Below are 18,922 nucleotides of genomic sequence, written 5' to 3' on the forward strand. Positions count from 1 at the left end.
TCACTTCCTCCCGAGCAGCAGGCGGGCCTCGCCCACCGTGATGACCGAACCGGTGATCAGCACCCCGGCGCCACCGAGGTCGCCCTCCTCCTCGGCCAGGGTGACGGCGGCGGCGATGGCCTCGTCGAGCCGGGGCTCGACCTGGACGCGGTCCTCGCCGAAGATCTCGACGGCCAGCGCCGCGAGGGCGTCGACGTCCATCGCGCGGTGGGTGGAGTTCTGGGTGATGACGACCTCGGCCAGGACCGGCTCGAAGGCCTCCAGCAGGCCGGCCACGTCCTTGTCGCCGGAGGTGCCGATGACACCGACGAGGCGGGTGAAGCCGAAGGCCTCGCCGAGCGCGGCGACGGTGGCCTGGGCGCCGTGCGGGTTGTGCGCGGCGTCGAGGATGATCGTCGGGCTGCGGCGGACGACCTCCAGGCGGCCCGGCGAGGAGACGCCGGAGAAGGCCTGGCGGATCTTGTCCACGTCGAGCTGTCCGCCACGGGCGCCGCCGACCCCGAAGAACGCCTCGACCGCGGCCAGCGCGAGGGCCGCGTTGTGGGCCTGGTGCTCGCCGTGCAGCGGGATGAAGACGTCCTCGTACTCCTCGCCGCCGAGCCCGCGCAGCGTCACCATCTGGCCGCCGACGGCGACTTCGCGGCGGATCACGCCGAACTCCATGCCCTCGCGGGCGACGGTGGCGTCCACCTCGACGGCGCGCCGCAGGATGGTCTGGGCGGCGTCCAGCTGCTGCTGGGCGACGACGGCGACGGCACCGGGCTTGATGATGCCGGACTTCTCGACGGCGATGTCGCCGGTGGTCTCGCCGAGCTTGTCGGTGTGGTCCAGCCCGATCGGGGTGATCACGGCGACGGCGGCGTCGATGACGTTGGTGGCGTCCCAGGAGCCGCCCATGCCGACCTCGACCACGGCGACGTCGACGGGGGCGTCGGCGAAGGCGGCGTAGGCCATGCCGGTCAGCACCTCGAAGAATGACATCGGCACCGGCTGCTGGGCGTCGACCATCTCCACGTAGGGCGCGATGTCGCGGTAGACCTCGACGAAGCGCTCGGGGGTGATCGGGGCGCCGTCCAGGCTGATCCGCTCGGTGACGGTCTCCACGTGCGGGCTGGTGTAGCGGCCGGTGCGCAGCTCGAAGGTGTTGAGCAGCTGCTCGATCATCCGGGCGGTGGAGGTCTTGCCGTTGGTGCCGGTGATGTGGATGGACGGGTAGGACCGCTGGGGCTGGCCCAGGATGTCCATCAGCGCCTCGATCCGGTCGAGCGAGGGCTCCAGCTTGTTCTCCGGCCAGCGCTTGGCGAGTTCCAGCTCGGCGTCGCGCAGCGCGTCGCCGGTGCCGCCGTCGGCGGGCCGGAGGGTGTACGGGTTCGGGTCGGCCTTGTCGCTCACGACCACAGTCTACGGAGGCTCGGCGGGAGCCCGGGCGTGGCCGGGTTCAGACCCCTGCCCGGGCCTCCGGGACGGGCGTCGCGGCGCGGGGGTGCCGGCGGCGCAACTCGGCTGTGATCTCGGCGAGTTCACCGTCGGGCAGGAGCGGGAGCATCATCGCGACGCCCTGCAGCAGGCCGCCCAGCAGGAAGGTGGTGTCGGCGGTCGAGGCGACCAGGCCGCGGACCTCGGCCACCCCGCCCGCGGCCACCGCCTCGATCAGCCGGGCGGCGTCCATGGTCTCCTCGTCCACCTCGACCGCGCCGGTGTCGGCCGGAGCCCGCCGGGCCATGGCGCGCAGCACCTTGTCGCCGACCGCGGGGGCGTACGCCTTGCGGACCGCCTCCGCGGCGATCCAGGCGAGCAGGGTGGTCACCTCGCGCTCGGCGTGCTCCGCGCACAGCAGATCCAGCTCGTGGTCGAACGCGAGCTGGTTCCCGTGCCGGAACGCGAGCAGCAGCGTCGCCGCCCTGGTCTTGGCCTCCTCGACCGCCGCGGCGGGAAGTTCGTCGGCCAACTCCTCGGTCACCACCACGCCATGCCCTCCCGTAGGTCGGCTCAACGGAAACGCCCGGCAGGAACGCTCCGCAAAAACTCAGGCACACCGTACACATCCGACCCGGAAACTTCCGCGAACCCGCGCGGGCAAGACCGGAATGAATTCGACCGGAATAGGACCTCACCCGGTCCAGGATGAATATTCCCCGGAAGGGAGCAATGGCGCTGGGCTATTAGTGGTAAAAGGCCGAGGGGCCGCATCCCGCTCGTCGCGGAATGCGGCCCCTCATGGGCTCGGTGAGCCACCCATCGGGCTCGGAAAGGCGCTCAGCCCTGCGGCAGCGCCGCGAGCTGGGCGGTGATCCGGGCGATGTCGGCCTCGGCGGCCTCCTGGCGGGCGCGGATCTTGGCGACCACGTCGTCCGGCGCCTTGGCGAGGAACGCCTCGTTGCCGAGCTTGGCGGTGGTCTGGGCCTTCTCCTTCTCGGCGGCCGCGAGGTCCTTGGCCAGGCGCTTGCGCTCGGCGGCGACGTCGATGGTGCCGGAGAGGTCCAGCGCCACGGTGGCACCGGCGACCGGGAGCGAGGCGGTGGCCGCGAAGCCCTCCTCGGGCGCGGTCAGGCGCGTCAGCGAGCGGATCGCGTCCTCGTGCGGGACGAGCACGGTGGCGGCCAGGTCGAGCCGGGCCGGGACCTTCTGGCCCGGCTTCAGGCCCTGGTCTGTGCGGAACCGGCGCACCTCGGTGACCACCCGCTGCAGCGTGGCGATCTCCGCCTCGGCCTCGGCGTCGCGGTACCCGCTGTCCTCGGGCCAGTCGGCGATGACGACCGACTCGGCACCGGTGAGCGTGGTCCACAGCGTCTCGGTGACGAAGGGCACGATCGGGTGCAGCAGCCGCAGCGTGACGTCCAGGACCTCGCCGAGCACCCGGCGCGCGGCGTCGGCCTGCGGGCCGCCCTTGGCCAGGGTGGTCTTGGAGAGCTCGACGTACCAGTCGAAGACCTCGTCCCAGGCGAAGTGGTACAGCGCCTCGGAGAGCTTGGAGAACTGGTAGTCCTCGTACAGCCCGTCCACCTCGGCGACGGTGCTGTTCAGGCGCGACAGGATCCAGCGGTCGGACGCGGTCAGCTCCTCCGGCGCGGGCAGCGGGCCCTCGACGGTGGCGCCGTTCATCAGCGCGAAGCGGGTGGCGTTCCAGATCTTGTTGGCGAAGTTGCGGGCCGCCTGGACCCAGTCCTCGCCGATCGGCACGTCGACGCCCGGGTTGGCACCGCGCGCCAGGGTGAAGCGCAGCGCGTCGGAGCCGTACTTGTCCATCCAGTCCAGCGGGTTGACCACGTTGCCGAAGGACTTCGACATCTTCTTGCCGTTCTGGTCACGGACCATGCCGTGCAGCGCGATGGTGTGGAACGGCGGGGTGCCGTCCATCGCGTAGAGGCCGAACATCATCATCCGGGCGACCCAGAAGAACAGGATGTCGTAGCCGGTGACCAGGACGGAGTTCGGGTAGAACTTCGCCAGGCTCTCGGTCCGCTCCGGCCAGCCGAGCGTGGAGAACGGCCACAGGCCGGAGGAGAACCAGGTGTCCAGGACGTCGGTGTCCTGGTGCCAGCCCTCGCCGGTGGGCGGCTGCTCGTCCGGTCCGACGCAGACGACCTCGCCGTTCGGGCCGTACCAGACCGGGATGCGGTGGCCCCACCACAGCTGGCGCGAGATGCACCAGTCGTGCAGGTTGTCGACCCAGTCGAAGTAGCGCTTCTCCATCTCCTGCGGGTGGATCTTCACCCGGCCGTCGCGGACCGCGTCGCCGGCGGCCTTCGCGAGCGGGCCGACCTTGACCCACCACTGCATGGACAGCCGCGGCTCGATGGTGGTCTTGCAGCGCGAGCAGTGGCCGACCGAGTGGACGTACGGGCGCTTCTCGGCGACGATCCGGCCCTCGGCGCGCAGCGCGGCGACGATCGCCGAGCGGGCCTCCAGGCGGTCCAGGCCGAGGAACGGACCGTGCGCGGTGATGACCGCGTGCTCGTCCATGACGGCGATGGCCGGCAGGTTGTGCCGCTGGCCGATCTCGAAGTCGTTCGGGTCGTGCGCGGGCGTCACCTTGACGGCGCCGGTGCCGAAGTCCGGGTCGACGTGCGCGTCGGCGACGACCGGGATGCGGCGGCCGGTGAGCGGCAGCACGATCTCGGTGCCGACCAGGTGCTTGTAGCGCTCGTCCTCCGGGTGGACGGCGACCGCGGTGTCGCCCAGCATCGTCTCGGCCCGGGTGGTGGCCACGACGATCGACTCGTCGCCCTCGCCGTAGCGGATCGAGACCAGCTCGCCGTCGTCATCCTGGTACTCCACCTCGATGTCCGAGATGGCGGTCAGGCAGCGCGGGCACCAGTTGATGATGCGCTCGGCGCGGTAGATCAGCTCGTCGTCGTAGAGCTTCTTGAAGATGGTCTGGACGGCCTGGGACAGGCCCTCGTCCATGGTGAAGCGCTCGCGGGACCAGTCGACGCCGTCGCCGAGGCGGCGCATCTGGCCGGAGATCTGGCCGCCGGACTCCGCCTTCCACTTCCAGACGCGCTCGACAAAGGCCTCGCGGCCCAGGTCGTGGCGGGACTTGCCCTCCTTGGCGAGCTCGCGCTCGACCACGTTCTGGGTGGCGATGCCGGCGTGGTCCATGCCGGGCTGCCACAGCGCCTCGTAGCCCTGCATCCGCTTGCGGCGGACCAGCGCGTCGATCAGCGTGTGCTCGAAGGCGTGGCCCAGGTGCAGGCTGCCGGTGACGTTCGGCGGGGGGATGACGATGGTGAACGGGGGCTTGTCGCTCTTGGCGTCCGCGGTGAAGTAGCCACGCTCTACCCAGCGCTCGTACAGCTCGCCCTCTACGTCCGCGGGGGTGTAGGTCGTCGGGAGGGTGGCTGCTTCGTCCCCGGTGGTGCTCACGGGGCGCTGGTTCGTCGTGTCGGTCACGACGCACAGTTTACGTAACCGCGGGCCTGGGTTACGAACCGCTTTCGGTCCGCGGACACCGCGCGCCCGACCGGGTCCGGCGCGGGCGGCGTGCGGTACCGTGCCCGGGCAATCGTCCGAATTTCCGGGCGGAAACGGAACAACTCGACACCGAGACAGGCCGCGGGTGCGGCGGGGGAGCACAGACAGATGTACGGCCAGGGACAGCAGTATCCGCAGGGACAGCCGCAGCCATACGGGGGACCGCCCCAGTACGGCGCACCGCAGCCGCAGTACGGCGCGCCGCAGCCCCAGTACGGCTACCCGCCTCAGGGGCAGCCCTACGGCGCCCCGCAGCAGCCCTACGGCGTGCCGCCGCAGGCACCGTACGGCCAGCCGGGCTACCCGGCGCCGCCGAAGAAGGGCAACGGCGGCCTGGTGGTCGGCCTGCTGGTCGGCGCCCTGGTGCTGGGCGGCGGCGGCTTCGCGGCCTGGAAGTTCGTCGGCGGGGGGAGCGACGCGGGCGGCAAGTACAAGCTGACGGCCCCGCAGTCGCTGCCGGACGGCTACACCAAGAAGACGTCCGAGGAGAAGCCGGCCGACACCAGCAAGCCCGAGGCCGCCAAGCTCGGCAAGGACCTGAACGTGCTGGTGGCCAGCTACGCCAAGGGCGGCGACGCGCTCGACGGCATCTCGGTGATCGGCATCTACGGGGAGCTCAACGACCCCGGCCAGATCATCGAGGACTCGAAGAAGGACGGCAGCGGCGTCACCTGGTCGACCCCGATGACCGAGTTCCCGGCTCAGGACAGCCACGCCTCCTCCGGGAAGCTGGAGTGCGGCGTCTTCAGCCTGCTCGCCGGCAAGAGCCAGACCACGGTGTGCGTCTGGGCGGACAAGTCCACCACCGGCCGCGTCTCGTTCACGCACCCCAGCCTGACCGGCGCCGCCCCGGCCTCGATCACCCCGGCCCAGGCCGCCGACAAGACCCGGGCGATCCGGGACGCGATGAAGGTCGCCAAGTAGCCTCGGCCGCCCGTCGACACCACCGCCCCGGGCTCCCGGGGCGGTGCCTCTCCCTCCCCCAGAAAGGGTTCTCGTGTCCGAGCAGAGCCCCTACGGCGCACCGCCGCCGCCCGCCGGCCCGCCGGCGTACGGCCCGGCGCCCGTCCCGCCGCAGACGCCGCCTCCCGGCTACGCCGCGGCCGGCCAGCCCCCCGGCTACCCCGCGCCCGACCAGGCCGGCTACCCCGGGTACGGCATGTACGCCCCGGTGCCGCCGCCGCGCAAGTCGCGCAAGACGCTGTGGATCGTGCTCGGCGTCGTCTTCGGCGTGCTGGCCCTCGGCGGTGGCGCGCTCGCGTACTTCGTCTTCGACCTGACCAGCAACGCGGGCACCCAGAAGATCGTCATGCCGCCCACGTTCAAGGACCTGAAGCGCAACGACGACCCCGGGATCACCAAGAAGATAGAGGACGAGCTCACCTCGTCGATCGGCAAGGGCGACGGCAACTGGAAGCCCACCGGCGTGGCCGCGGTCTACCAGGACGCGCAGTCGGAGCCGCAACTGGTCTCGGTGGGCGTCTACGGCAAGGTCCTGCTGCCGAAGCAGGAGCTGGACCAGATGTTCAACGGCTTCTCCTCCAGCGGCCCGAAGCTCAGCGACCGGCACGCGGTGGACGCCGGCCCCAAGGGCGGCACCATGGAGTGCGCCACGGCCAACGACGACGACACCAAGATGGGCGTCTGCGCCTGGGCCGACAACAGCTCCGTCGTCATGGTGCTGAAGGCGCCCGACGGCGACACCCCGGTGGACCTGGACAAGCTCGCCGCCGACGCCCGCGACCTGCGCGCGGTGGCCGAGGTGCCCAAGTAGGCCGAGGCGCCCGCCGAGGTGTCCTTGTAGCAGGCGAACAGCACGAGAGGGGCCCCGCACCGGTCGGTGCGGAGCCCCTCTCGCATGTCTGCCGCGGGTCAGGCGCTCTTCTCGCGCCGCTCGCGCTTGATCATGTCGCGCGGGACGAGGGTCGGGATCGCGTGCTTGGAGACCACGTCCCCGGTGACCACCACGCGGGCGACGTCCTGGCGCGAGGGGACCTCGTACATCACGGACATCAGCACCTCCTCCATGATGGCCCGCAGACCCCGCGCGCCGGTGCCGCGCAGGATCGCCTGGTCGGCGATCGCCTCCAGCGCGTCCCGCGAGAACTCCAGCTCGACGCCGTCCAGTTCGAAGAGCTTGCGGTACTGCTTGACCAGCGCGTTCTTCGGCTCGGTCAGGATCTGCAGCAGCGCCTCGCGGTCCAGGTTGTGCACGCTGGTGATCACCGGCAGACGGCCGATGAACTCCGGGATCATGCCGAACTTCACCAGGTCCTCGGGCATCACCTGACGGAAGTGGTCGCTGGCGTCCGACTCCCGCTTGGAACGGATGTTGGCGCCGAAGCCGATGCCCTTGGCACCCGCGCGGCCCTCGATGATCCGCTCCAGGCCGGCGAACGCGCCGCCGACGATGAACAGCACGTTGGTGGTGTCGATCTGGATGAACTCCTGGTGCGGGTGCTTGCGCCCGCCCTGCGGCGGCACCGAGGCGGTGGTGCCCTCCAGGATCTTCAGCAGCGCCTGCTGCACGCCCTCGCCGGAGACGTCCCGGGTGATCGACGGGTTCTCGCTCTTGCGCGCGACCTTGTCGATCTCGTCGATGTAGATGATCCCGGTCTCGGCCTTCTTGACGTCGTAGTCGGCCGCCTGGATCAGCTTGAGCAGGATGTTCTCGACGTCCTCGCCGACGTACCCGGCCTCGGTCAGCGCGGTGGCGTCCGCGATCGCGAACGGCACGTTGAGCATCCGGGCCAGGGTCTGCGCCAGCAGGGTCTTGCCGGAGCCGGTGGGGCCCAGCAGCAGGATGTTGGACTTCGCCAGCTCGATGGCGTCCTCGCGGCCGTTGCCGCCGCCACGGCCCGCCTCGCCGGCCTGAACGCGCTTGTAGTGGTTGTAGACGGCCACCGACAGCGCCTTCTTGGCGAGGTCCTGGCCGACCACGTACTGGTCCAGGAACTCGTAGATCTCGCGCGGCTTCGGCAGTTCCTCGAAGCGCACCTCGGAGGTCTCGGCGAGTTCCTCCTCGATGATCTCGTTGCACAGGTCGATGCACTCGTCGCAGATGTACACGCCTGGGCCGGCGATCAGCTTCTTCACCTGCTTCTGCGACTTGCCGCAGAACGAGCACTTGAGCAGGTCGCCACCGTCTCCGATGCGTGCCACGAGGTGCTTCCCCTTCGCCAGGGGCCCCGCAGGGGTTCCGGGGCCTGGTGCTGTGGACCGTCAACGCCGACGGCGATCGGTCTCGCTATCCGACGGTACTCTGCCGGGCCCCCGATTCCGTCCTCTTCGCCGGGTCTGCCCTACGCCCTGGGCGAATTGATACCGAACAGATGCCGTTTGCGGAGGCCGCCGATGGACCGGGGCGGGGCGCGCAACGGCGTGCGCACCCCGCCCCTGAGCGCCCCTCCCCACCCGACGGCGGGCAGGAGGAACGGGTGCCGGCCTCAGGAGGTCAGCGAGGTCTTGCGGGTGGAGATGATCTGGTCGACCAGGCCGTACTCGACGGCCTCCTCGGCGGTCAGGATCTTGTCGCGCTCGATGTCCTCGCGCACCTGCTCCACCGACTTGTTGGAGTGCTTGGAGAGCATCTCCTCCAGCTGCTCGCGCATCCGGAAGATCTCCTTGGCCTGGATCTCCAGGTCCGACACCTGACCGCGGCCGGTCTCGGTGTACGGCTGGTGGATCAGGATACGGGCGTTCGGCAGCGCCATCCGCTTGCCGGGGGTGCCGGCGGCGAGCAGCACGGCCGCCGCGGAGGCCGCCTGACCCATGCAGACGGTGGTGATGTCCGGCTTCACGTACTGCATGGTGTCGTAGATGGCCGTCAGGGCCGTGAACGAGCCGCCGGGCGAGTTGATGTACATCTGGATCTCGCGGTCCGGGTCCATCGACTCCAGGCACAGCAGCTGCGCCATGATGTCGTTCGCCGAGACGTCGTCCACCTGCGAGCCGAGGAAGATGATGCGCTCCTCGAACAGCTTGGCGTACGGGTCGTACTCGCGGATGCCCTGGGTGGTGCGCTCGACGAAGCGCGGGACGATGTAGCGGCCCTCGGCACGCATGTCCTCGACGCGTGCCTTGGCGGCCGACAGGCTGGGGATGTTCATGGGTGTTCTGGTCCTCCGGGGCGTTGGGCTGTGGTCTCGCGGGCCGGGCCGAGGCTCAGGCAGCGCCCGTGCCGCCGCCGCCGGGGACGTCCGCGGCGCTGTGCATGATGTCGTCGATGAGGCCGTACTCCTTGGCCTCCTCCGGCGTGAACCAGCGGTCGCGGTCGGAGTCCGCGGTGATCCGCTCGAAGGACTGGCCGCTGTGGTGGGCGATCAGCTCGGACATCCGCTTCTTGGTGCGGAGCAGCTGCTCGGCCTGGATGCGGATGTCGGTGGCGGAGCCGCCGAGACCGGCGGACGGCTGGTGCATCAGGATGTTGGCGTTCGGCAGCGAGAAGCGCTTGCCCTTGGCGCCGGCGGTCAGCAGGAACTGGCCCATCGAGGCCGCCATGCCCATCGCGATGGTGACGACGTCGTTCTTGATGTACTGCATGGTGTCGTAGATCGCCATGCCGGCCGAGATCGAACCACCCGGGGAGTTGATGTAGAGGAAGATGTCCTTCTCCGGGTCCGCGGCCAGCAGCAGCAGCTGGGCGGTGATCTTGTTGGCGATATCGTCGTCGACCTGCTGGCCGAGGAAGATGATCCGCTCGTTGAGCAGCCGGTTGTAGACCTGGTCGCCAAGGCCGCCGAGCACGTCACCAGCGGCGGCGTGCGGCGCCATCGGGCCAGGCATCTGCATCTGCGGGAACGTCACTTAGCCACCTGCTCAGTCGATTTGGACGGTCGCTCCACGGCCGTCACGCTGTCGCACAGCTTCCGGGTATCACGTCGTGATTGTTGCTGTCCAAGGACCCTAACGCGCAGGCCGGGCCGCAGAATCCCCCACGCAGAACTGTTCGCTGTGAGCGCAGGGTCGTGCCGGCCGGACCGGGCGCTTCCGGGTGCGACGACAGCGGGCCCGGACACCGTTACGGCGTCCGGGCCCGCTGCGATGCCTCAGGAGGCTACCGGGGCGGTCAGGCCTCGGTGTTCTCCTCGGCGGCGGCCTCGACGGTCTCGCCCGACTCGGCGGCGTCCTCGGCCGCGTCCTCGTCGTCGAAGTTGATCTCGTTGCCCTCGGTGTCGACGACCTTGGCGGCCTCGACCACGGTGGCGAGCGCCTTGCCGCGGGCGACCTCGCCGACCAGCAGCGGCACCTGGCCGCCCTGGACGACCTGCTGGGCGAACTGGTCCGGGGTGAGGCCGGAGCCGGCCGCACGGCGGATGAGGTGCTCGGTGAGCTCCTCCTGGTTAACACCCAGCTCCTCGTCGGCGACGATCTGGTCCAGGACGAACTGGGTCTTGATGCCCTTCTTCGCCTGCTCCTCGATCTCCGCGTCCCACTCCTCGCGGGACTTGTCCTGGGTCTCCAGGTAGGTCTCGATGGTCAGGCCCATCGGCTGGAGCTGGTGGTGCTCCAGGTTGTGCTTGCGGGTCTCGATCTCGTCCTTGAGGAGCTTCTCCGGGAACTCGATCTCGACCAGGGCGAGCAGCGCGTCCAGCACCTTCTCCTGGGCCTGGGTCGCCTGGTCGTACTCCTTCATGCGCTCCAGGCGCTTGCGGGAGTCGGCGCGCAGGTCCTCCAGGGTGTCGAACTCGCTGGCCAGCTGGGCGAACTCGTCGTCCAGCTCGGGCAGCTCCTTCTCCTGGACGGCGGTGACGGTGACGGTGACCTCGGAGGTCTTGCCCGCCTGGGTGCCGCCCTTGAGCTCGGTGGCGAAGGTGGCGGTGCCACCGGCCTCCAGGCCGATGACGGCGTCGTCGATGCCGTCGATCAGGCGGCCCGAGCCGATCTCGTAGCTGACGCCGTTGGCGGTGCCGTCCTCCGGCACCTCGCCGTCGACCTTGGCGACGAGGTCGACGACCACGATGTCACCGGCGGCGGCGGCGCGCTCGACGTCCTTGACGGAGGAGAAGCGCTCGCGCAGCTGCTCCAGCGACTTCTCGACGTCCTCGTCCGCGACGACGATCGGGTCGACGGTCACCTCGATGGAGGCGAAGTCGGGCAGGGTGATCTCCGGGCGGATGTCCACCTCGGCGGTGAACTTCAGGTCGCCGCCGTCGGCGATCTTCTCGACACCCTCGATGTTGGTGATGTCGGGCTGGCCGAGGACCTCGATCTTGCCCTCGTCGACGGCCTGCGTGTAGAAGCGCGGCAGGGCGTCGTTGACGGCCTCCTCCAGCACGGCGCCACGGCCGAAACGCTGGTCGATGACGCGAGCCGGGATCTTGCCCTTACGGAAGCCCGGGACCGTGACCTGCTGGTTGATCTTCTTGTACGCCGCGTCGAGGCTGGGCTTGAGCTCCTCGAAGGGCACCTCGACGGTGAGTCGAACCCGGGTCGGGTTCAGAGTCTCGACGGCGCTCTTCACGGTTAGGTCTCCTATGGGCTTGCGGTCAGGTTGCCTCCGCCGTCCCCGGCCGCCGGCCGTGGGCCGGAACGGGTGGGTCGGGCGAGACGGGCGATGGGCGGTTGGAGCGGCATCTCCCGTTGGGGGTGGACGGTGAGCGTGACTCCTCGCCCTCGTGCGGTTGACCTGGGTTGTCGCCACAGGGACTACCGCCAGCGCTCCATCCTACCGGTACCACGAAAGGCGGACGCCAGACGCCACCGTACCGGGAAACAGAACAGGGCCCCGCCGGTGGACGAGACCCTGCCGCACTGTCGGGGTGACCGGATTCGAACCGACGGCCTTCCGCTCCCAAAGCGGACGCGCTACCAAACTGCGCCACACCCCGTGGTGCCGAGAGGAAGCGTACACGCCGGGCCCCTTGCGGATCGCCGAGTTATTCGGGCCCATTCGGGGCCGCCGGGGGACGGTGCGGAAATGCGGTGTGCGCGGGAGCGACCGGACCGGGTACGCTGTTCCCCGAACTTCCGGTCGGCAACGTCCGGGGGATCACGCGGGCGTAGCTCAATGGTAGAGCCCTAGTCTTCCAAACTAGTCACGCGAGTTCGATTCTCGTCGCCCGCTCATCGGCCCGGCCCCGGTGCGTCCTCGCACCGGGGCCGGCGGCGTTCTCGCGCCCGGAGGTTTCGTGCCCGGAGCGCTCGGAGCGCTCAGAGCCCGAGGCGGCCGGCCCTGGCGGCGGCCCGGTCGAGCAGCTGGTGCACGTCCGCCTCCCGGGTGGTGGGGCGGTCGTTGAACTCGTCCGGGGAGCTCGCCGGGCGGCCGGTCGCGTGCAGCACCTCCATCAGCTGGACGCGCGCGGTGCGGACGGTGCGCGGGGTGCCGTAGCCGTGCGCGAGGACGGCGGCCTGCGCACCGAGCAGGCAGACCCGGCCCACGTCGTCCCACATCGCGCCCTGGAGCCAGCCGAACGCGCCGATGTAGCGGGAGGCGAGTCGCAGGTGGTCGGCGGCGCTCACCGGCACCGGGCGCGCCGGGCGGTGCAGCGCCCGGTCGAGCAGGGTGACCCGGGGCCGGGGGTGGCCGGCGTGCCAGGGCCGGACGGTGATGCCGTACGGGCAGACGTACGGGACCGGGGTGCGCTCCGGGGCGGGCAGCGAGGCGAGGTAGGCCTCGATCTCGGCGACCAGGCCGGAGCCGTCCGGGCCCCACCGGAGGAGTGGAGCGGGGGGCGGGAGCGGCGGAGGGGGCGTCAGGTCGGTGCGGGGCATGCGGGGCTCCAGGCGGAGGGCCTTCAGGTTCCGCTCCCCAAAATGGTGCATTCAGGACATTTTCGCGACCTGAGGGCCTGACGGTCCGCGCGGTTTCCCGGTTGGGTGTCGGGCCGATAGCCTCGGCGGCGTTCGAGCGCCGTTCGAGAGTGCGTCACGAACACTGCGATCCCGAGGTGGAGGAGTCCCGGTGCGTCCCGAGGAGCGACTGGCCGTCATACAGCGCTGCGTGGTCCAGGAAATGGCGCGGCTCGGGCAGGAGTTCAGCACGGACGGCGACGTGGTGCGCGGCCCCGGGACGACCGCGGTGGCCGTGCGCGAGCACCCGGGGGACGACGGCGGCGGCCACGTCGACCTCGGCTTCGTGCTGCACCTGGGGCGGGCGGACGCGCCGGTGGTGTGGGACTGCGCGGCGGGCCTCGGCAAGACCGAGGAGGAGAAGCTCGCGAACGCGGTGCGGATGTGGGCGACCACCACCGCCTCGGTACTGGTCGAGCTGACGGACGGCCGGGGCGTGTACGCCGACCACGCCGACCACGCCGAACTGCCTGGCTGGCACGCCGTGCAGGGGCCTGCGGCGGTGTTCGGGTTCGGCAACGAGCGACTGGCGGCCTGGCTCGCGGAGCACCGGGTGCTGCCCGCGCTGGCGGCCGCGCTGCGGCCGGAGCTGACCGGGCGGGGCCCGGTCGGGGTGAAGCTCTTCCTGGGCGGGAAGGCGGGCGACGACGTCGCCGAGGTCCGGGTCAACGGCGAGGTGTCGGAGGCGGCGTCGGCGGCGCTGCGGGCGCTGGACTGGCCGCGCGGTGAACGGCTCTGCTGGGCACGGCTGTTCGTGCTGCTGACGACGCCGGAGCCGGCCCCGCTGCCGGTGGCGCCGGTGGCCGCCGCGGCACCCGTGCCGGTGCGCGCGTCCGTCCCGGCCGCGGTGCGCGCCCGGGGTCTGTTCGCTCGCTGGCGGGAGGCCAGACGGGCCGGCCGGTGACCCCGCTGGGGTGCTGCCGGCCCGCGGGTGGTCAGCCGCCGGTGATGCCCGAGATGCTGTGGGCCAGGTTCGCGAGCAGGGAGTTGATCGAACCGGCGATGGTGGTCTCGTGCAGCATGAAGCCGAACAGGGCGGCGATGATGGCGTGCGGGATCTTCATCTGCTTGTTGCGGATGAAGATGATGCACAGGATTCCGAACAGGACCAGCGCGGAGACGGAGAGTGCCACCCGGACTCACTTCCTCGTTTCATACCGGGGCGCCGCCGACCGGCGGCACCTGCGAAGCCGGACCCCGGCCTGTCCGACGGTCCCGAGGCGGAAGCGCGGACCGTCCGGCACACCACGGCCGGGCTGGGAGCCCACGGTGATCGCACAAGGTCTGCCGTTTCGCACGTGACGCCCCCCATCCCCCGAATCCTGACCAGTCCCGCCCAGACTCAGTGTGGTCGACCGTGCCGATTGCGTAAAGGTCTGACGGTCGGCCCAGCCCCGACATCGTGCGGTGCGCGACGACTTTCCGCCGTCCGAGACGATAGCCGAGCCGCTCTGACGAACCCTCGGCGGGGCCGCGCTGAGCGGCCGGGAAACGGGCGGGGGCGGGGAACGGAAGCGGCAGGTCCGGTCCGCTGACGGGACGCCCGATTTGGCCGAAGACCGGCACCCGGGCTTGACAGCAGCTGCCGACGGCACATGCCGCGCGGGCGGCCTTGCCCATGGCCCGTCAGCCGTGGGCCCGTCAGCCGGGGACCTGTCGTCACCCGCCCGTCAGCCGCGCCGGACCCGTCAGTCGCGCCAGAGCAGCAAAACCGCGCGGTCGTCGTTGATGTCCCGGGCGACCGTCTCGATCAGCCCGGCGGCGGCGCCGCTGCGGCCCGAGCCCGGACCGCCGCCGGGCACCAGCCGGTCCGCCTCCCCCATCAGCCGGTCCATGCCCTCCGTCAGATCCCGGCCGGGCGCCTCGACCATGCCGTCGGTGCACAGCATCAGGACGTCGCCGCGGTTCAGCCGGCCGCGCACGCCCTCGAACTTGGCGCCGTCGTAGATGCCCAGCAGCGGGCCCTCGGCGGCCTCCTTGACCTCCCAGCGCCCGGCGCCGGCGAGGCGCTGCATGCCCGGCAGGTGCCCGGCGGACAGCAGCTCGTACTCGCCGGTGTCCAGGTCCAGCACCAGGTGGACGGCGGTCGCGAAGCCCTCCTCCCAGGACTGGCGCAGCAGATAGCCGTTGGCGGCGGGCAGGAAGTCGTGCGCGGGCAGCGAGCCGAGCAGACCGCCGAAGGCGCCGGACAGCAGCAGCGCCCGGGAGCCGGCGTCCATGCCCTTGCCGGAGACGTCCGCGAGGACCACCTCCAGCACCCGCTGGCCCGGTCCGGTCCGGGCGGCGACCACGAAGTCCCCGGAGAACGACTGCCCGCCGGCCGGGCGCAGCGCCATGTCGGCGTGCCAGCCGTCCGGCAGTTCGGGGACGCGGCTCTGCACCCGCAGCCGCTCGCGCAGGTCGAACAGCATGGTGGTGCCGCCCCACCAGGGCACGCCGACCCGGGCCCGGAACTGGGCCAGCAGCAGGCCGCCGACCCCGGCGGCGCCGACTACGAGGGCCGCGCCCGGGGTGACGCCGTAGGTGTAGGCCTCCGGGTTGAGGCTGGCGACCCGCTCGCCGGTGTGGATGACGGACTCGGCGGACAGACCGAGTGCGGCGAGGGCGTACAGCACCACGAGGCTGCCGGGGCGCAGCAGCAGGGCGCCGGCCAGGATCGGCAGGACGAGGGCGGTGGGCGGGGCCCAGGCGGGGATCCAGATGTTGAGCAGGATCAGCAGGGGGACGAGCAGGGCGAGCGCGCAGAGCACCGGCCAGTCGGCGGCGCCGCCGCGGAAGTAGTCGACACCGGCGGTGCGCAGCCTTCGGCGGACCCGGCGGAGCTTCCTGCGCAACCGGGCCGTCACGGACTCGGACGCCGGGGCGGCGCCGGGCCTCGTCGCAGTCGTCTGGGGCGGTGCGCCCGGCGGTCTGCCAGCCATGGGGCCCGACCTTATCCACGGGCACCGCCCGGCGTCGACGGCTCGGCCTCCGCCGGGCGCGCCGTGGCGCGGGCGCGTCAGCGGGTTTCGGCCGATCGGCGCGGGGGCGGGCGCGGCGTCAGGAAGCGTACGCGGGTTGGACGTACGAACCGGGCAGGCGGCGCATGCGCCCCGCGCGTACCGGTTTTCGCGCGCCGATGGGCTGTGGCCGATCACACAGGTGCGCAGAGCCGGGAACGACGCCGGCCGGCCGCGCTGGAGCGTGCGGCCGGCCGGTGGAAGGGCAGGTGGGAAGGGTAATCAGCCCTGCGGGTGGTGGGCCGGGATGGGCGGGAGCTCGCCGGTGGTCTCGTACTCGCTCAGCATCTCGATGCGGCGGGTGTGCCGCGGCTCGCCGCTGTAGGGGGTGTTGAGGAAGACCTCGACGAACTTGGTGGACTCCTCGACGGTGTGCATCCGGCCGCCGATGGAGATCACGTTGGCGTTGTTGTGCTGGCGGCCGAGCTCGGCGGTCTGCACGCTCCAGGCCAGCGCGGCCCGCACGCCCTTGACCTTGTTGGCGGCGATCGCCTCGCCGTTGCCGGAGCCGCCGATCACGATGCCGAGCGCCTCGGCGTCGGCGGCGGTGCGCTCGGCGGCGCGCAGGCAGAACGGCGGATAGTCGTCCTCGGCGTCGTAGATGTGCGGCCCGCAGTCGACCGGCTCGTGGCCGGCCTCCTTCAGCCACTCCACGAGGTGGTTCTTCAGTTCGTATCCGGCATGGTCGGAGCCCAGGTACACGCGCATGCCCATGAGTGTGGCATGCGCGTGCGCCCGGGCTCCGCAGGGGGCGCTCAGGTTTCCCTCGGCGCCGGTTTCCTCGGCGCCGGTTTCCTCCGCGCCGGTTTCCTCGGCGCTGGTTTCCTCAGCGCTTGCCGAGGAGCTTCCAGGCGAGCGGGAGGGCGCCGGCGGCGAGGGCGGCCTTGAGGGCGTCGCCGACCAGGTACGGGTAGAGGCCCAGCTCGGCGGCCCGGGCGAGCGACACGTGCAGCGAGAACGCCAGGTACGGGACGCCGACGGCGTAGATGGCGAGGCTGCCGAGGACCATGGTGACGGCGGTGTTGACCGGGGTGCGGTCGGCGCCGCGGCGGGCCAGGGCGCCGGTCAGGCCGGCCGCGAGGACGAAGCCGAGCACGTAGCCGAGCGAGGGCATCGCCCAGCCGGAGGTGCCCTGCGCGAACCAGGGCAGGCCCGCCATGCCGGCCAGCAGGTAGAGGCCGAGCGAGGCTACGCCGCGGCGGGCGCCGAGCGCGGTGCCGACCAGCAGCGCGGCGAAGGTCTGCCCGGTGACGGGCACCGGCGAGCCGGGGACGTTGACCGACAGCTGGGCGGCCACGCCGGTCAGGGCGGCGCCGCCGACCACCAGGGCGAGGTCGCGGGCCTGGGTGCCGAGCCGGGTGGTGGCGGCGGGCAGCAGATCGGCGAGGACGGCGCGGCTCGGTATCGGGGTGGCGGCAGTGGCCATGGGGGTCTCCTCCGTGGGGGCGCTCAGGTGAGTGAACACCTGTGAACCTACGCGGTGATCGACTCCGCGACCGCCACGGTTTCGGACAAACACCCGCCGCCGACCGTTGTCGAGTCCGACCCATCGACGGATCGTGTCCGATCGGACACCGAGCGCAACTGCGGGGTCCGCATGGTGGGCCCGGGCCGCCGCTCCTGGCATGAACAGCGGCGTCCCCGGATATTGGACAGTTCATGCCGCATTCCGCACAGTCTGGATCCGCCTCCATGGCCCCCACCTCCGCGCCCCCGGCGCCCGGAACCACCACAACTCCCCCAGCCACCGGCCAGCAGCTCTCACACGGGCTGAAGCAGCGTCACCTGTCGATGATCGCGCTCGGCGGCGTGATCGGCGCCGGCCTGTTCGTCGGCTCCGGCGCGGGCATCGCGGCGGCCGGTCCGGGGATCATCCTGGCGTTCACCCTCTCCGGCCTGCTGGTCATGCTGATCATGCGGATGCTCGGCGAGATGTCCGCCGCCCGCCCGGCCTCCGGTTCGTTCTCCGTCCACGCCGAGAAGGAGATCGGCCCCTGGGCCGGGATCACCGCCGGCTGGATGTACTGGGTGATGCTCTGCTGCGGCGTCGCCGCCGAGGCTACCGCCGCCGGGAAGATCGTCAACGGCTGGATACCCGGCGTCTCCGCGTGGGTCTGGGTCGGCCTGTTCATGGTCTTCTTCTGCGCCAGCAACCTGACCGCCGTGAAGAACTTCGGCGAGTTCGAGTTCTGGTTCGCCACCGTCAAGGTCGCCGCGATCATCGCCTTCCTGGTCCTCGGCGGGCTCGGGCTCGCCGGCGTGATCGGCCCCGGCGCCCCCGGCACGACCAACCTGACCGGCCAGGGAGGCTTCCTGCCCACCGGCGCCAGCGGACTGATCGTCGGCCTGCTCGCCTCGGTGTTCGCGTACGGCGGCCTGGAGACCGTCACCATCGCCGCCGCCGAGTCCGACGACCCCAAGAAGAACGTCGCCAACGCGGTGCGGACGGCGGTCTGGCGGATCGCGATCTTCTACATCGGCTCGATGGCCCTGGTCGTCTCCCTGGTCTCCTGGAAGGACCCGGCGGTCGTCCAGGACGGCCCGTACGTCACCGTGCTGCGCCACCTCGGGGTGCCCGGCGCCGGGACGATCATGAAGGTGGTGGTGCTGATCGCACTGCTGTCCGCCATGAACGCCAACATCTACGGCGCCTCCCGGATGGCGTACTCGCTGGTCGGCCGCGGGCAGGGCCCGAAGGCGCTGGCCAAGGTCTCCGGCGGGGTGCCGCGCCGGGCGGTGCTGGCCTCCTGCCTCTTCGGCTTCGGCGCCGTGCTGGCCGGCAAGTTCTGGCCGGACACCGTGTTCACCTGGCTGATGAACACCACCGGCGTGGCGATCCTGGTGGTCTGGCTGTTCATCTGCGTGGTCCAGCTGCGGATGCGCCGCCGGCTGGAGCGCGAGGCGCCCGAGCTGCTCACCGTCAAGATGTGGGGCTACCCGTACCTGACGTGGGTGGCCATGGCCGCCGTCGCCGGCATCCTCGGGCTGATGACCACCACCGAGGGCGACCGGGAGCAGCTGTACGCGGCCGGGGTGCTGGTCGCCCTGCTGATCGCTGCCGGGCTGGTCAAGCAGCGCCGGGACGCGGCCGCGCTGATCGAGCAGCGCCAGGACGCGACCATCGGCTGAACCACGTGAGCAGGCCCGGTACCGACCGA

The 18,922-nt window shown here is 71.3% G+C and carries 16 protein-coding genes and 2 tRNA genes; 5 read left to right on the top strand and 13 right to left on the bottom strand.

The features are described from left to right. From folC to F7Q99_RS07940, 3 genes are all read right to left on the bottom strand, one after another. Positions 1-1,392, bottom strand: coding sequence for a bifunctional tetrahydrofolate synthase/dihydrofolate synthase (gene folC, locus F7Q99_RS07930; RefSeq protein WP_326846406.1), 1,392 nt, complete (start codon positions 1,390-1,392; stop codon positions 1-3). A 46-nt stretch (positions 1,393-1,438) separates the two neighbouring features. Beyond that, positions 1,439-1,966 carry a hypothetical protein gene (locus tag F7Q99_RS07935; protein ID WP_153460654.1) on the bottom strand — a complete coding sequence of 176 codons (528 nt, stop codon included), beginning with the start codon at positions 1,964-1,966 and terminating at the stop codon, positions 1,439-1,441. A gap of 290 nt (positions 1,967-2,256) precedes the next feature. Then, on the bottom strand, positions 2,257-4,893 hold the full coding sequence (locus F7Q99_RS07940) for a valine--tRNA ligase (RefSeq protein WP_326846407.1): 2,637 nt from the start codon (positions 4,891-4,893) through the stop codon (positions 2,257-2,259). 189 nt (positions 4,894-5,082) lie between these two features. Here F7Q99_RS07940 and F7Q99_RS43070 point away from each other — a divergent pair, with 189 nt between their 5' ends. After that, positions 5,083-5,898, top strand: coding sequence for a hypothetical protein (locus F7Q99_RS43070; protein ID WP_153460655.1), 816 nt, complete (start codon positions 5,083-5,085; stop codon positions 5,896-5,898). Between the two features lie 73 nt (positions 5,899-5,971). Continuing rightward, positions 5,972-6,748 (top strand): hypothetical protein, encoded by a 777-nt coding sequence (locus tag F7Q99_RS07950; RefSeq protein WP_153460656.1) that lies wholly within the window; start codon positions 5,972-5,974, stop codon positions 6,746-6,748. Positions 6,749-6,846: 98 nt separating this feature from the next. On the opposite strand, the gene clpX is transcribed toward F7Q99_RS07950, so the two are convergent. From clpX to F7Q99_RS07975, 5 genes are all read right to left on the bottom strand, one after another. Further along, positions 6,847-8,136, bottom strand: coding sequence for an ATP-dependent Clp protease ATP-binding subunit ClpX (gene clpX, locus F7Q99_RS07955; RefSeq protein ID WP_326846408.1), 1,290 nt, complete (start codon positions 8,134-8,136; stop codon positions 6,847-6,849). Between the two features lie 284 nt (positions 8,137-8,420). Beyond that, positions 8,421-9,083: an ATP-dependent Clp protease proteolytic subunit gene (locus F7Q99_RS07960; protein ID WP_153460658.1), complete on the bottom strand. Its 663-nt coding sequence runs from the start codon at positions 9,081-9,083 to the stop codon at positions 8,421-8,423. 55 nt (positions 9,084-9,138) lie between these two features. Next, entirely contained in the window at positions 9,139-9,759 is a 621-nt protein-coding gene (locus F7Q99_RS07965; RefSeq protein WP_407697843.1) for an ATP-dependent Clp protease proteolytic subunit, read from the bottom strand. Between the two features lie 283 nt (positions 9,760-10,042). Next, positions 10,043-11,437 carry a trigger factor gene (gene tig, locus F7Q99_RS07970; RefSeq protein WP_326846409.1) on the bottom strand — a complete coding sequence of 465 codons (1,395 nt, stop codon included), beginning with the start codon at positions 11,435-11,437 and terminating at the stop codon, positions 10,043-10,045. Between the two features lie 293 nt (positions 11,438-11,730). Further along, a tRNA-Pro gene (locus F7Q99_RS07975) sits at positions 11,731-11,804 on the bottom strand. Between the two features lie 165 nt (positions 11,805-11,969). On the opposite strand from F7Q99_RS07975, the gene F7Q99_RS07980 reads away from it, so the two are divergent. Beyond that, positions 11,970-12,040 (top strand) — tRNA-Gly (locus F7Q99_RS07980). An 86-nt stretch (positions 12,041-12,126) separates the two neighbouring features. Here the strand turns inward: F7Q99_RS07980 and F7Q99_RS07985 are convergent. Then, on the bottom strand, positions 12,127-12,687 hold the full coding sequence (locus tag F7Q99_RS07985) for a DUF6197 family protein (RefSeq protein ID WP_153460659.1): 561 nt from the start codon (positions 12,685-12,687) through the stop codon (positions 12,127-12,129). 190 nt (positions 12,688-12,877) lie between these two features. Here F7Q99_RS07985 and F7Q99_RS07990 point away from each other — a divergent pair, with 190 nt between their 5' ends. Continuing rightward, positions 12,878-13,669 carry a DUF6348 family protein gene (locus F7Q99_RS07990; RefSeq protein ID WP_153460660.1) on the top strand — a complete coding sequence of 264 codons (792 nt, stop codon included), beginning with the start codon at positions 12,878-12,880 and terminating at the stop codon, positions 13,667-13,669. A gap of 31 nt (positions 13,670-13,700) precedes the next feature. Here the strand turns inward: F7Q99_RS07990 and F7Q99_RS07995 are convergent, their stop codons facing one another. From F7Q99_RS07995 to F7Q99_RS08010, 4 genes are all read right to left on the bottom strand, one after another. Next, positions 13,701-13,898, bottom strand: coding sequence for a hypothetical protein (locus F7Q99_RS07995; protein WP_153460661.1), 198 nt, complete (start codon positions 13,896-13,898; stop codon positions 13,701-13,703). 555 nt (positions 13,899-14,453) lie between these two features. Further along, the gene (locus F7Q99_RS08000; RefSeq protein WP_153460662.1) at positions 14,454-15,686 is read right to left on the bottom strand and encodes a PP2C family protein-serine/threonine phosphatase; all 1,233 of its coding nucleotides are present in this window, start codon (positions 15,684-15,686) and stop codon (positions 14,454-14,456) included. 300 nt (positions 15,687-15,986) lie between these two features. Then, complete coding sequence (locus F7Q99_RS08005; protein WP_153460663.1) at positions 15,987-16,472, bottom strand: ribose-5-phosphate isomerase; 486 nt, start codon at positions 16,470-16,472, stop codon at positions 15,987-15,989. A gap of 118 nt (positions 16,473-16,590) precedes the next feature. Next, positions 16,591-17,190, bottom strand: a complete 600-nt coding sequence (locus tag F7Q99_RS08010; protein ID WP_153460664.1) for a biotin transporter BioY — start codon at positions 17,188-17,190, stop codon at positions 16,591-16,593. Between the two features lie 266 nt (positions 17,191-17,456). Between F7Q99_RS08010 and F7Q99_RS08015 the strand changes: the two genes are divergently transcribed. Beyond that, entirely contained in the window at positions 17,457-18,893 is a 1,437-nt protein-coding gene (locus F7Q99_RS08015; protein ID WP_153460665.1) for an amino acid permease, read from the top strand. The last annotated feature ends 29 nt before the right edge of the window (positions 18,894-18,922 follow it).

This window comes from Streptomyces kaniharaensis (genome assembly GCF_009569385.1).
Taxonomy (GTDB): domain Bacteria; phylum Actinomycetota; class Actinomycetes; order Streptomycetales; family Streptomycetaceae; genus Kitasatospora; species Kitasatospora kaniharaensis.